The organism is Rhodococcus sp. P14 (assembly GCF_000256505.1).
Classification (GTDB): domain Bacteria; phylum Actinomycetota; class Actinomycetes; order Mycobacteriales; family Mycobacteriaceae; genus Rhodococcus; species Rhodococcus ruber.
This window is the reverse complement of record NZ_AJFC01000065.1, coordinates 21,732-35,634: the sequence shown is the minus strand read 5'-3', so window position 1 is coordinate 35,634 and position 13,903 is coordinate 21,732. Positions and strand designations below refer to the sequence as shown.

Annotated in this window: 12 protein-coding genes; all 12 read left to right on the top strand. The window is 71.9% G+C overall.

All coding sequences use genetic code 11. From position 1 onward, the window contains the following. Positions 1–2,008, top strand: a 2,008-nt coding sequence (locus tag OEY_RS28030) for an AAA family ATPase (RefSeq protein ID WP_010592765.1), incomplete at its 5' end; no start/stop codon positions are given. Then, entirely contained in the window at positions 2,005–3,588 is a 1,584-nt protein-coding gene (gene ftsY / locus OEY_RS0104660) for a signal recognition particle-docking protein FtsY (protein WP_010592764.1), read from the top strand. The genes OEY_RS28030 and ftsY, both read left to right, overlap by 4 nt. A gap of 457 nt (positions 3,589–4,045) precedes the next feature. Further along, complete coding sequence (locus OEY_RS0104655; protein WP_010592763.1) at positions 4,046–5,353, top strand: ammonium transporter; 1,308 nt, start codon at positions 4,046–4,048, stop codon at positions 5,351–5,353. A 43-nt stretch (positions 5,354–5,396) separates the two neighbouring features. After that, entirely contained in the window at positions 5,397–5,735 is a 339-nt protein-coding gene (locus OEY_RS0104650) for a P-II family nitrogen regulator (RefSeq protein ID WP_010592762.1), read from the top strand. Continuing rightward, on the top strand, positions 5,725–8,238 hold the full coding sequence (locus OEY_RS0104645; RefSeq protein ID WP_026137708.1) for a [protein-PII] uridylyltransferase: 2,514 nt from the start codon (positions 5,725–5,727) through the stop codon (positions 8,236–8,238). Before OEY_RS0104650 ends, OEY_RS0104645 begins: the two co-directional genes overlap by 11 nt. A gap of 102 nt (positions 8,239–8,340) precedes the next feature. Further along, positions 8,341–9,921 carry a signal recognition particle protein gene (ffh, locus tag OEY_RS0104640; RefSeq protein ID WP_010592760.1) on the top strand — a complete coding sequence of 527 codons (1,581 nt, stop codon included), beginning with the start codon at positions 8,341–8,343 and terminating at the stop codon, positions 9,919–9,921. 6 nt (positions 9,922–9,927) lie between these two features. Further along, positions 9,928–11,022 (top strand): amidohydrolase family protein, encoded by a 1,095-nt coding sequence (locus OEY_RS0104635; protein WP_010592759.1) that lies wholly within the window; start codon positions 9,928–9,930, stop codon positions 11,020–11,022. Beyond that, positions 11,019–11,765 carry a CPBP family intramembrane glutamic endopeptidase gene (locus OEY_RS0104630; RefSeq protein WP_010592758.1) on the top strand — a complete coding sequence of 249 codons (747 nt, stop codon included), beginning with the start codon at positions 11,019–11,021 and terminating at the stop codon, positions 11,763–11,765. The genes OEY_RS0104635 and OEY_RS0104630 overlap by 4 nt, the downstream gene beginning before the upstream one ends. Before the next feature lie 176 nt (positions 11,766–11,941). Continuing rightward, the gene (gene rpsP, locus OEY_RS0104625; protein ID WP_010592757.1) at positions 11,942–12,382 is read left to right on the top strand and encodes a 30S ribosomal protein S16; all 441 of its coding nucleotides are present in this window, start codon (positions 11,942–11,944) and stop codon (positions 12,380–12,382) included. Then, on the top strand, positions 12,382–12,624 hold the full coding sequence (locus tag OEY_RS0104620; RefSeq protein WP_003939023.1) for an RNA-binding protein: 243 nt from the start codon (positions 12,382–12,384) through the stop codon (positions 12,622–12,624). Before rpsP ends, OEY_RS0104620 begins: the two co-directional genes overlap by 1 nt. Positions 12,625–12,634: 10 nt before the next feature. Next, on the top strand, positions 12,635–13,192 hold the full coding sequence (gene rimM / locus OEY_RS0104615) for a ribosome maturation factor RimM (RefSeq protein ID WP_010592756.1): 558 nt from the start codon (positions 12,635–12,637) through the stop codon (positions 13,190–13,192). A gap of 6 nt (positions 13,193–13,198) precedes the next feature. Continuing rightward, complete coding sequence (trmD, locus tag OEY_RS0104610) at positions 13,199–13,900, top strand: tRNA (guanosine(37)-N1)-methyltransferase TrmD (protein ID WP_010592755.1); 702 nt, start codon at positions 13,199–13,201, stop codon at positions 13,898–13,900. The last annotated feature ends 3 nt before the right edge of the window (positions 13,901–13,903 follow it).

The window sequence follows — 13,903 nt, the reverse complement described above, 5'->3', positions numbered from 1 at the left end:
GGCCCCCGCCCCGGCGGCCGCCGCGGCCGTCGCCGCGCTGGTGGACGCCGACCAGGGCCGGGTCGCGTTCGTCGCCGGCGGCACCACCGCACCGTCCGAGCCGGCGAGCCTGCCGGCCGGGGCACGCTGGGTGCGGGGCGTGATCGACTGCCCGCCGGAACTGCGCGGCGGACTCGACGCGTTGCTCGCGCGCACCGTCGTCGTGGACGACCTGCCCTCCGCGATCGAACTGTGCCACGTGCGTCCCGACCTGCGGGCCGTGACCCGCAGCGGTGATCTCGCGGGCTCCGGCTGGGTCGTCGGCGGCTCCGGGCGCGCGCCGAGCACGCTCGAGGTGCAGGCCGCGATCGACGCGTCCCGCACCGACCTCGACCGCGCGGTGCGGCGCTCCGAGGAACTCTCGGCGGCCCTCGCCGGGGCCCTGGCCGAGCAGGCGGCACGTGCCGAGGTGGCCGAACAGACCCTCGCGGCCCTCAACGAATCCGACGCCGCGATGTCCGCGGTGTACGAGCAACTGGGCCGGCTCGGGCAGGCCGCGCGCGCCGCCCACGCCGAGTCCGAGCGGCTCGCCGCGCAGCGCACCCGCGCCGAGACGGAACGGGACACGGCCCGCCGGGAGGTCGTCGAGCTCGAGGAGCGGCTGCGGCTGGCCGAGCAGGAGCAGGGCGACGACGGCGCCGACCCCGGCACGGACGCGACGGCCCTCGACCGGGAGGTCGCCGCGGCCGCCCTCGCCGAGGTCCGGGCGGTGGAGATGGAGGCGAGGCTTGCGGCCCGCACCGCGGAGGAACGCGCCCAGGCGCTGCGCGGCAAGGCGGACTCGCTGCGCCGTGCCGCCCGGGCCGAACGGGAGGCGCGGGCCCGCGCCGAGCGGGCGCAGCGGGCCCGCAGGCAGGCCGCGACCGTCGCCGCGGCCGTGGCCGAGTCCGGAGCCCGGGTCGCCGCCCACCTGGACGAGGTGATCGCCGCCGCATCGGCCCACCGCGACGAGCTGACCCGTCAGCGCGCCGAGCGCGCCGAACAACTCGACCGGGTCAAGGAACGGGTACGCGACCTCGGCGCGCAGCGCGCCCAGCTCACCGACGCGGTACACCGGGACGAGGTCGCCCGCGCGCAGGCGGCGCTGCGGATCGAGCAGCTCGAGCAGGCCGTCGTCGAGCAGTTCGCCATAGCACCCGACGACCTGGTCGCCGAGTACGGCCCCGACGTGCCGCTGCCGCCCAGCGAACTCGAGATCGCCGAGTTCGAGCAGGCGCGCGAGCGCGGCGAGCAGGTCGTCGCGCCGCAGCCGCAGCCGTACGACCGTGCCACCCAGGAGCGGCGCGCCAAGCGCGCGGAGAAGGACCTGGCGACCCTGGGAAAGGTCAACCCGTTGGCGCTCGAGGAGTTCGCCGCCCTCGAGGAGCGGTACAACTTTCTCGCCACGCAGCTCGAGGACGTCAAGAACGCCCGCAAGGACCTGCTCGGCGTGGTCGCCGACGTCGACGCCCGCATCCTGCAGGTGTTCACCGAGGCCTATGCGGACGTCGAGCGCGAGTTCGAGCAGGTGTTCGCCAAGCTCTTCCCCGGCGGCGAGGGCCGCCTCGTGCTGACGGATCCGTCGGACATGCTCACCACCGGCATCGAGGTCGAGGCCCGGCCGCCGGGCAAGAAGGTCAAGCGGCTGTCGCTGCTCTCCGGAGGCGAGAAGTCGCTGACCGCGGTGGCGATGCTCGTGGCGATCTTCCGGGCCCGGCCGTCGCCGTTCTACGTGATGGACGAGGTGGAGGCCGCCCTCGACGACACGAACCTGCGCCGGCTGATCGGGTTGTTCGAGCAGCTGCGGGAAAAGTCCCAGCTCATCGTCATCACCCACCAGAAGCCGACGATGGAGATCGCCGACGCCCTGTACGGAGTCAGCATGCGCGGTGACGGCATCACCCGTGTCATCTCCCAGCGGATGCGCGGTCAGGATCTTTCTCGCCCAGAGCTGAACGCCGCCGCCGCGCCTGACAGTATGGGGGCGTGAGTACCGGAGCCTGGATAGCCATCGCGGCGGCGCTTGCCGTCCTCCTCGTCGCGCTCGTCGTCGGCTTGACGCTGTACCGGAGGCGGCAGGTGTCGCTGACAGCGCAGCAGACACCGCAGCTCGAAAGCACCGAGCAGAAGGACCGATCCGGCGGCTACAAGGCTGCGGGCGGATTCAGCTTCAGTCAGGGTGCGACCGCGACGGCGCCACCGCAGCCGGTCGAGCGGCCGGCCCCCACACCTCCGGTGATCCCGGAACCGCCGGCGTCCCCCAAACCGCCGGTCACTCCGGAATCCACGGTGCTCCCGGAACCGAAGGTCGTGCCACTGCCGGCGGAGGTCTCGGAGGCTCCGGCACCGACGGTCGAACCCGAGCAGGCTCCGGAAGCCGGCGCCGCCCCCACCGTCGAACCGGCACCCCGGGTCGAGCCCGTCCCCGGCGTCGAGCCGCAGACGGCGCCGGCACCGTCCGAGGTCGTCCCGCCGGTCGAGGAGACCGCACCGGTGGAGGAAGCCGCGCCGGTGGAGGAAGCCGCGCCGGCTCCCGCCGCCGAACCCGAGGTCATCGCGCCGCCGACCGTCGAACCCGAGGTCATCGCGCCGCCGGCCGTCGAGCCCGAAGTTGCGCCGGTCCCGCACGTGCCGCCGATCGAGGAGATCGCCCCGACCGAGGGCCGGCTGGACCGGCTGCGTGGCCGGCTCGCGCGGTCGCAGTCGGCCGTGGGCAAGAGCCTGCTCGGTCTGCTCGGCGGTGGCGACCTCGACGAGGACTCGTGGGAGGAGATCGAGGACACGCTGCTGATCGCCGACCTCGGCGCCGCGACCACCACGCAGATCGTCGAGCGGCTGCGCGTGCAGATGGCCGCCCGCAGCGTGCGCACCGAGGCCGAGGCCCGGGCCGTCCTGCGGGACGTGCTGGTCGAGGCGCTGCACCCGGAGCTGGACCGGTCGATCCGGGCCCTGCCGCACCAGGATCACCCAGCGGTGCTGCTGGTCGTCGGGGTCAACGGCACCGGGAAGACCACCACCACCGGCAAGCTCGCCCGGGTCCTCGTCGCCGACGGCCGCCGCGTCCTGCTGGGCGCCGCCGACACCTTCCGGGCGGCGGCCGCCGACCAGTTGCAGACGTGGGCCGAGCGGGTCGGGGCCGAGGTCGTGCGCGGCAAGGAGGGGGCCGACCCGGCCGCGATCGCCTTCGACGCCGTCGCCCGGGGTACCGAGCAGGGCGTGGACGCCGTGCTCGTCGACACCGCCGGCCGCCTGCACACCAAGACCGGTCTGATGGACGAGCTCGGCAAGGTCAAGAGGGTCGTGGAGAAGAAGGCCGCGGTCGACGAGGTGCTGTTGGTGCTCGACGCGACGATCGGGCAGAACGGCCTGATGCAGGCGCGCGTGTTCGCCGAGGTCGTCGACATCACCGGCGTGGTGTTGACCAAGCTCGACGGCACCGCCAAGGGCGGAATCGTGTTCCAGGTCCAGCACGAACTCGGGGTCCCGGTGAAGCTCGTCGGACTCGGGGAGGGCGCGGACGATCTCGCGCCGTTCGAGCCGGGGGCATTCGTCGACGCCCTGCTGGGCTGACGCCCCGGCACCCCGCCGCCTCGCGACCGACCCCGGCCACCCGGCCTCCGACCGGGTGGCCGGTTTTTGTCACGGAAAGATAACAAATCGTCACTCGGTTCCCATCTGCCACTCGGGTTCGGTAGAAACAGGTGCCGGACGGATCCCGCGGGAGCGGGTGGCGACGGGGAAGCAGCGACGAGAGGCTCCTGCGGGAGCTCGCCGCGCTGGCCACCCGGTCCCGCCGGATCCGTCCGGCCCGAGTCCCGCCGACCCGCCGCCGTCGCCTCCCGCGACCACCGTCGGGGAGACGCGGAGGACGGTCCGCGGCGGCCGGGTTCGCGGCGAAACACGAACGAAACACATGTCCGATTTGCGTTCACTGCGCTGAAACAGCGCGGCGCTCCCACCGAAACATCACCACAGCATTCTTCTCTCGACGACGCGCTGACCGGCGCGGCCAACAGGGAGGTTGCAAGTGGAGGAAGTGGTGAACACCGGCGACGCGGCATGGATGCTGATATCGGCGTCCCTGGTGCTGTTGATGACGCCCGGTCTGGCGTTCTTCTACGGTGGCATGTCGCGCACGAAGGCCGTCCTGAACATGATGATGATGTCCTTCGGGGCGATGGCGGTCATCGCGGTGATCTACGTGCTGTGGGGCTGGTCGATGTCCTACGGCACCGAGGACATCGGGGGCATCTTCGCCAACCCGTTCCAGATGTTCGGTCTGCAGGGCGCCATCTACGACGACGCCGGTGAGTTCCTGCCCGGTCTCGGCGACTATCCGCAGATCATCGACATCGCCTTCCAGGTGACCTTCGCGGTCGTCACCACCGCCCTGATCAGCGGTGCCCTCGCCGAACGCGTGAAGTTCGGCACCTGGCTGACCTTCGCCGCCGTCTGGGTCACCGTCGCGTACTTCCCCCTCGCCCACATGGTGTGGGGTGGCGGCCTGCTCTCCGGCTCCGAGGACGGCCTCGCCGCCAAGATCTTCGGCACCTCCGACGACGGTGAGGGCGGGCTCGTCGCGACCGTCGCGCCCATCGACTTCGCCGGTGGCACGGTCGTGCACATCAACGCCGGCATCGCCGCGCTCGTCCTGGTGCTGATCATCGGCAAGCGCGCCGGGTTCGGCCGCACGGCCTTCCGTCCGCACAACCTGCCGTTCGTCATGCTCGGCGCCGCGCTGCTGTGGTTCGGGTGGTTCGGGTTCAACGCCGGCTCCGCGTTCGCCGCCGACGGCGTGGCCGGCCTGGCCTGGGTCAACACCACCACGGCCACCGCCGCCGCGATCCTCGGCTGGCTCCTCGCCGAACGGATCCGCGACGGCAAGGGCACCAGCCTCGGTGCCGCCTCGGGTGCCGTCGCCGGCCTGGTCGCCATCACTCCGGCGGCCGGTGCGCTCAGCCCGGTGGGCTCCATCGTGCTCGGCGCGGTCGCGGGCGTCCTGTCCGCCCTGGCGGTCGGCCTGAAGTACAGGTTCGGGTACGACGACTCCCTCGACGTCGTCGGCGTGCACCTCGTCGCGGGCCTGTGGGGCACCGTCGCGATCGGTTTCCTCGGCACCGAGACGGGACTGTTCTACGGCGGCGACTACAAGCAGCTCGTGATCCAGATCGTCATCGCAGTATTCGCCCTGGTCTACACCGGCATCGTCACCGCGATCGTCGCCTTCGCGCTCAAGCCGCTCGGCTGGCGGGTGTCGGAGGAGGAAGAGGCACGCGGCATCGACGAGGCCGAGCATGCGGAGTCGGCATACGACTTCGCGGCCGCCCTCAAGTGATAAGAAGACAGCAGGGCACTGGAGACTGGGAAGGGATGAGGATATGAAGCTGATCACGGCAATTGTCAAGCCGTTCACCCTCGAGGACGTCAAGGCAGGCCTCGAGCAGGCGGGTGTGCTCGGCATGACCGTCAGCGAGGTGCAGGGATACGGTCGCCAGAAGGGCCACACCGAGGTCTACCGCGGAGCGGAGTACTCCGTCGACTTCGTTCCCAAGGTCCGCGTCGAGGTCGTCGTCGACGACGCCACCGTCGACAAGGTGGTCGAGACCATCGTCGAGGCATCCCGCACCGGCAAGATCGGCGACGGCAAGGTATGGGTCACCCCGGTCGAGACCGTGGTCCGGGTGCGCACCGGTGAACGAGGTGCCGATGCACTCTGACCCCAACGGGTCCGGAACTCGCGGCCCTGGTCCCGCTGCCTCCGCAGCGGGATCGGGGCCGCCGGTGTCTGCGGGACCGGCCGGAACCGGCACCGCCGCCACCGACCTCGCCCGAGCCCGAACCCAGCTGCTCTCCGGTGGTGCCCGCCACCGCCGACTCGACGCCCCGGCCCTGCGCCACGCCCTCGTCGACCTCCACGAGTTCTGGCTCGTCACCAAGGGCGCCGAACTCGGCATCGCACCCGACTGCGGCTTCGCCGTCGTCGCCGTCGGCGGCCTCGGCCGTCGCGAGATGCTGCCCTACTCCGATCTCGACCTCGTCCTGCTCCACGACGACATGGACCCAGCGGTCGTGTCCCGCGTCGCCGACCGGCTCTGGTACCCCCTGTGGGACGCCCACATCAAGCTCGACCACAGCGTCCGGACCGTTCCGCAGGCTCTGCAGGTAGCGGCATCCGACCTGACCGCCGCGCTCGGCATGCTCGAAGCCCGCCACATCGCCGGCGACCCCGAACTGAGCAACCTGCTGATCGGGGGTGTGCGGCGGCAGTGGCGCACCGGCATCCGCAGCCGGTTCGACGAGCTCATCGCACTGACCGAGGCCCGATGGGAGCGCAGCGGGCAGATCGCGCACCGGGCCGAACCCGATCTCAAGAGCGGCCGCGGCGGGCTGCGGGACGTGCAGCTGCTCAACGCCCTGTCCGTCGCGCAGCTCACCGACGGCATGCCGGGCCTCGGCCCCGACGTTCCCGGCGGCGGGCTCGCGGCCGCGCACCGCCGCCTGCTCGATGTGCGCACCGAGCTGCACCGCGTCGCCGGTCGTCCCCGCGACCAGCTCCGTGCCCAGGACGCGGACGAGATCGGCGCCGCCCTGCGCATCGGCGACCGATTCGACCTGGCCCGGGTGCTCACCGAGGCCGCGCGGACCGTGAGCTACTCGGTGGAGGTCGGCGTACGCACGGCCGGGAACGCGCTGCCCCGCAAGGGACTGTCCCGGTTGCGGCGCGTCCCCGTCCGCCGTCCCCTCGACGAGGGTGTCGTGGAGCACGGCGGGGAGGTGACGCTGGCCCGTGACGCGAACCCCCGCAAGGACCCCGGTCTGATCACGCGGGTCGCGGCGGCCGCGGCGCAGCACGACCTGCCCATTTCCGCGTCGACTCTCGGCCGGCTGGCCGACAACGCACCGGAATTGCGCGAACCGTGGCCGCGCACCGCACTGAACGACCTCCTCGTGCTGCTCGGTTCGGGGACCCGCGCGATCGACCCCATCGAGGCCCTCGACCGGACGGGACTGTGGGGCCGCCTGCTGCCCGAGTGGGGCGCCGTGCGGGATCTGCCCCCGCGCGATGCCGTGCACATCTGGACGGTGGACCGGCACCTGGTGGAGACCGCCGTGCAGGCAGGAGGCCTGACCACCCGCGTCGCGCGCCCCGATCTGCTGGTGCTCGGGGCGTTGCTGCACGACATCGGCAAGGGCCGCGGCGGCGACCACAGCGTCGTCGGAGCCGAGCTCGCCACCCGGATCGGACGCCGGATGGGCCTGTGGCCCTCCGACGTCGCCGTGCTGTCCGCGATGGTCCGCCACCATCTGCTGCTTCCGCACACCGCGACCCGGCGCGATCTCGACGATCCCGCCACGGTGGAGTCCGTCGTCGAGGCCATCGACGGCGACCCGGTGCTGCTCGAACTGCTGCACGCACTCGCCGAGGCGGACTCGCTCGCGACGGGCCCGGGAGTGTGGGGCGACTGGAAGGCGGCGCTCATCCGGGAACTGGTCCGGCGCTGCCGGCTGATGATGGCGGGGGAGGAGCTGCCGCACCCCGATCCGATCGACCCCCAGCTCGCTGGGCGGGCGGAACAGGGCGGCATCCACGTCGACCTGCAACCCGGGGAGAACCCGCACGCCTACACCGTGACGGTTGTCGCGCCCGACGAGCCGGGCCTGCTGTCCGACGCTGCCGGAGTGCTGGCACTGTACGGCCTGCGCGTGCTGTCCGCCTCGGTGGGCAGCCACGCCGGCAGCGCGGTCAACAGTTTCGCCGTCGCCCCGCTGTTCGGGGCCCCGCCGGCGGCGGGCCTACTGCGGCAGGAACTCGTCCGGGCCCGCTCCGGGGACCTGGACCTGCTCGCCACACTCGCCGCGAAGGAGCAGGCCGCCCGCGAGGCGCAGCTGCCCGAACGACCGGAGCGGGCCGTGCCGGGCACCTACGCGCAGGCGCCTCCGCACCTGATCTGGATCGACGCCCCGGAGCAGGGGCAGGCGATTCTCGAACTGCGCGCCGAGGACCGGCTGGGCATGCTGTGCCGGCTCGCGGACGCGTTCGAACGGTGCGGTGCCGACGTGCGCTGGGCCCGGGTCGCCACTCTCGGACGCACCGTCGTGGACGCGTTCTGCATCGACCTCGCAGGCTCCGACACCCGGGAGAACCGGGAGCGGATCGAGCGGGCCGTGCTGGCCGTGGTGCCCGCGCCGGAACCGAAGAAACCCGAGGACAACGGCTGAGCGTGGGGTGGGCGCTCGTGCACGTGCGAGAACTCGTGCCGCGAACGGCTACCCTGGAACGCAGAACTGTCCGCATCTTCGCCAGACCCAGGAGCGCATTCGGTGTTCGAATCCCTTTCCGACAGGTTGACCGGAGCCCTCAAGGACCTGCGCGGCAAGGGGCGCCTCTCCGACGCCGACATCGACGCGACCGCCCGGGAGATCCGCCTGGCGCTGCTCGAGGCCGACGTCGCGCTTCCCGTGGTGCGCTCGTTCATCGCCAAGATCAAGGAACGTGCCAAGGGCGCCGAGGTGCACGGCGCGCTCAACCCCGCGCAGCAGGTCGTCAAGATCGTCAACGAGGAACTCGTCGGGATCCTCGGCGGTGAGACCCGCCGGCTGCAGTTCGCCAAGACCCCGCCCACGGTGATCATGCTCGCCGGTCTGCAGGGTTCCGGTAAGACCACCCTCGCCGGCAAGCTCGCCAAGTGGCTCAAGGACCAGGGACACACCCCACTGCTCGTCGCCTGCGACCTGCAGCGACCCGGTGCGGTCACCCAGCTGCAGATCGTCGGTGAGCGCGCCGGCGCGACCGTGTTCGCCCCGCACCCCGGCACCTCGATCGGCGGAGGCGAGAACCCGCTCGGCATCACCGCCGCCGACCCGGTGAACGTCGCCCGCGACGGCATCGCAGAGGCCCGCGCCAAGCACTACGACGTCGTCGTCGTCGACACCGCCGGCCGTCTCGGCATCGACGAGGAGCTGATGGCCCAGGCCGCCGGCATCCGCGACGCCGTGCAGCCCGACGAGACGCTGTTCGTGCTCGATGCCATGATCGGCCAGGACGCCGTGAGCACCGCCGAGGCGTTCCGCGCCGGTGTCGGCTTCACCGGCGTGGTGCTCACCAAGCTCGACGGCGACGCCCGCGGCGGTGCCGCCCTCAGCGTCCGTGAGCTGACCGGCCAGCCGATCCTGTTCGCGTCCACCGGTGAGAAGCTCGAGGACTTCGACGTCTTCCACCCCGAGCGCATGGCCAGCCGCATCCTCGGCATGGGCGACGTGCTCACCCTCATCGAGCAGGCCGAGCAGGTCTTCGACGCCCAGCAGGCCGAGGCCACCGCCGCGAAGATCGGTTCCGGTGAGCTCACCCTCGAGGACTTCCTCGACCAGATGATGGCCGTGCGGAAGATGGGTCCGATCGCGAACCTGCTCGGCATGCTGCCGGGTGCGGGCCAGATGAAGGACGCCCTCGCGAACGTCGACGAGAAGCAGCTCGACCGCATCCAGGCGATCATCCGCGGCATGACCCCGGCGGAGCGCGCCAACCCGAAGATCATCAACGCCTCCCGGCGGCTGCGGATCGCCAACGGCTCCGGCGTCAAGGTCTCCGACGTCAACCAGCTCGTCGACCGGTTCTTCGAAGCCCGCAAGATGATGGCCGCGATGGCCGGGCGCATGGGCATGCCCGGATCCCGCAAGCCGCAGCGCGCGAAGAAGGGCAAGAAGGGCAAGAAGGGCGGCCGCGGGCCGACCCCGCCGAAGATCAAGGGCGGGTTCCCCGGCGGCATGCCCGCCGGCATGCCCGGCATGGGTGGGATGCCCGCCGGGTTCCCGGACCTGTCGAAGATGCCGAAGGGCCTCGACGAGCTGCCGCCCGGTCTCGAGAACTTCGACCTCTCGCAGCTGAAGTTGCCGAAGAAGTAGACCGCCGTGGCGTTCACCCTGCGCGGACGGTCCCTGCCGGACGGTGAGCCGGTCGAGCTGTGGATCGACGACGACGGCACGTTCGCCGCCGAGCCGATCCCCGGGGCCGAACTGCTCACCGCCGACGGCTGGATCCTGCCCGGTCTCGTCGACGCCCACTGCCACGTCGGGATCCGCTTCGGTGGCGGCGCGGAGGACGCGGACGGGCTGATCGCGCAGGCCGTCACCGAACGCGACGCCGGGGTGCTGCTACTGCGCGACGCGGGATCCCCGGTCGACACCCGGCACCTCGACGCGCGGGCCGACCTGCCGCGGATCGTGCGCGCGGGACGGCACATCGCCGCGCCCAAGCGCTACATCCGCGGCCTGCCCGTCGACCTCGACGACGAATCCCAGCTGCCGGACGAAGTGGTGCGCCAGGCCCGTGCCGGCGACGGCTGGGTCAAGCTCATCGGCGACTGGATCGACCGCGGCACCGGCGATCTCGCCCCGCTGTGGTCGGACGCGATCCTCGTCGAGGCCATCGCCGCGGCCCACCGGGAGGGAGCGCGGGTGACCGCGCACGTGTTCGGGGAGGACGCGCTGCCCGGCCTGCTCGCCGCCGGGATCGACTGCCTCGAACACGGCACGGGCCTGACCGACGACACCATCGCCGCGATGGCCGCGCAGGGCACGGCCCTCGTGCCGACGCTGGTCAACATCGACAATTTCCCGGAGATCGCCGACTCGGCCGCCCGGTTCCCGGTCTATGCGGCGCACATGCGGGACCTGCACGCCCGCGTCGCGGACACCGTCGGCGCTGCCCACGACGCCGGAATCCCGATCTATGCCGGCACCGACGCCGGCGGCTCGGTGCGGCACGGGCGCATCGCCGACGAGGTCGCCGCCCTCGGGAAGGCGGGGCTGACCCCGACCGAGGCGCTCGCCGCCGCCAGCTGGGCGGCCCGCACCTGGCTGGGACACCCGAGCCTCGAACCGGGCACGCCGGCCGACCTCACGGTGTACGCGGACGACCCGCGCAGCGGCCCGGACGTGCTGGCCCGGCCCGATCTGGTGATGCTCCGGGGTGCCGTCGTCACCCGCCGCGCCGCCCGCACATGACCGCCCCCGAACCGCCCGACCCGGGGACCGCTGCGGCTCCCGCGCTGCCCGCACCGTCCCGGCCCGCACACCGGTGGGGTATCCCCGCCGCGCTGGCGGTGCTGGCCGTCAACCTCGTCGGATTCACGTTGGGACCGATCCTGGCCGGGGAGGGCTTCGTCGCCGAGACGTACGTGCTCGCCATCATGGCCCCCACCCTGCTCGCCGGGGCGGCGGCCCTCGCGTTCAGCGTGTGGCGGGGCTGCGGGCCCGTCGCCGACTTCGGTCTGCCGCGGTCGTGGGCGGAGTTCCGCGACCAGCTCGGGGTCGGTCTGCTCGGCGGGGGGATCGCGCTGCTCGGCGCGTTGATCCTGGCGGCGATCCTCGTCGTCGCCCTGGGAATCGACGCCGCCGATTCCCCGCTCACCGCGCTGGTCGGGTTGCCCACGGGGTGGAAACTGCTGCTCGTGGCCTGGGTGTGGTTCGGCGCCCCCCTCGGCGAGGAACTGATGTTCCGCGGCATGCTGTGGGGGGCGCTCGAACGCCGGCCCGACCGGTGGTGGGGACGCCCGATCGGCGTCCTGACGATCACCACCGTCGTGTTCGCCGTGTGGCATCAGGAATGGTGGCGGCTGCCGGTGCTGCTGTGGGGCGGCGCGGCGATGGGGTTCGCGCGGCTGCGCGGCCGGTCGGTGTTCTCGTCCTGGGTGGCGCACTCGCTCAACAACACCCTGCCCGCGTTGGGTCTGCTGCTGCTGCTCTGACCTGTCGTTTTCGTCCCGCCGGGTGGATCTGGCAGAATGGACCGCTGTCGTCGCATCCGGTTACGCACCGCGCGGCGGTCACAGGATAGAGGCAAAACCGGGCGTGCCAGAAGGGCGCGTCGTCCGAATTGCACGTGACAGGCGTATTTCGCATGCGCCGAAGGAGATTCGCAGCAGTGGCTGTCAAGATCAAGCTCACCCGTCTCGGCAAGATCCGCAACCCGCAGTACCGCATCGTGGTTGCCGACTCGCGCACCCGCCGCAACGGCCGCGCCATCGAGACCATCGGCAAGTACCACCCGAAGGAAGAGCCCTCGCTGATCGAGATCGACTCGGAGCGGGCCCAGTACTGGCTCGGCGTCGGCCCCCGGCCGCCGGAGCCGGTCGAGAACCTCCTCAAGATCACCGGCGACTGGCAGAAGTTCAAGGGCCTGCCCGGCACCGAGGGCACCCTGCGCAAGGCCGAGCCCAAGCCGTCCAAGCTCGAGCTGTTCCAGGCTGCCCTCGCGCAGGCCGAGAACGCGCCGGCTGCCGAGGCCATCACGCCCAAGAAGAAGAAGGCCGCCAAGGAAGACGCCGCGGAGGAGTCCTCCGAGTCCACCGAGGCTGCCGAGTAATGAGCGCCGTTGTCGCCGATGCCGTCGAGCATCTCGTCCGTGGAATCGTCGCCAACCCCGACGACGTGCGCGTCGAGCTGATCACGGGCCGTCGGGGGCGCACCGTCGAGGTGCACGTGCACCCCGACGATCTCGGCAAGGTCATCGGTCGCGGTGGCCGCACCGCGACCGCCCTGCGGACCCTCGTCTCCGGCATCGGTGGCCGAGGGATCCGCGTCGACGTCGTCGACACCGACCAGTAGGCGCACCGCGGTGGAGCTCGTGGTGGGCCGTGTCGCCAAGTCGCACGGCATCAAGGGTGAGGTGGTCGTCGAGATTCGCACCGACGAACCCGAGGAGCGCTTCGCCGTCGGCGCGGTGCTGCACGGCCGCAAGCCCCGCGAGCAGACCCTGCAGACGTACACGGTGGAAGCCGCCCGGGAACACTCCGGGCGGCTTCTGCTGCGCGTGCGGGGCGTCACCGATCGCAGCGCCGCCGACGCCCTGCGCGGCACCCTGTTCGTCGTCGACAGCGCCGATCTGCCGCCGTCCGACGACCCGGACGAGTTCTACGACCACGAACTCGAGGGACTGTCCGTACGTATCGTCGAGGGCCGGCCCGACGCCGGCACCGAGATCGGCACCGTTCGCGAGGTGCTGCACACCGCCGCCGGCGAACTGCTCTCCGTCCGGCCGGCCGGCGACGAACAGCGCGAACTGCTGATTCCGTTCGTCACCGCGATCGTGCCGACGGTCTCGCTCGCGGCCGGTGTCGTCGAGATCGATCCGCCCGAGGGTCTGCTCGACCCCGACTTCGGTTCGGAGACATAGCCTCCCGTGCGTTTCGACGTCGTCACCATCTTCCCCGAATACCTCGAGCCGCTGCGCGTCGCGCTGCTCGGCAAGGCGATCGGCAAGGGACTCGTCTCCGTGGGGATCCACAACCTGCGGGACTGGACCCACGACGTGCACAAGGCCGTCGACGACGCCCCGTACGGCGGGGGACCGGGCATGGTCATGAAACCCACGGTGTGGGGGCCCGCCCTCGACGACGTCCTCGCCGGGCCCGACGGCGAACCCGACCCCGACGTGCTGCTCGTCGTCCCCACCCCGGCCGGTGTGCCGTTCGACCAGGCCACCGCGCAACGCTGGGCCGGCGAGAAGCGCATCGTATTCGCCTGCGGCCGCTACGAAGGCATCGACCAGCGCGTCTTCGACGACGCCGCGCGCCGGGTACGCGTCGAAGAGGTCAGCATCGGCGACTACGTGCTCATCGGCGGCGAGGTCGCCGTCCTCGTCATGACCGAGGCCGTCGTGCGGCTGCTGCCCGGCGTCCTCGGCAATCAGCAGTCCCACCAGGAGGACTCGTTCTCCGACGGGCTGCTCGAGGGCCCCAGCTACACCCGCCCCGTCAGCTGGCGCGGCCTCGACGTGCCGCCGGTACTGCTGTCCGGGGACCACGCCAAGGTGGCCGCGTGGCGGCGGGAACAGGCGCTCGAGCGCACCCGCGAACGCCGACCCGACCTGCTCGCCGACTGACCC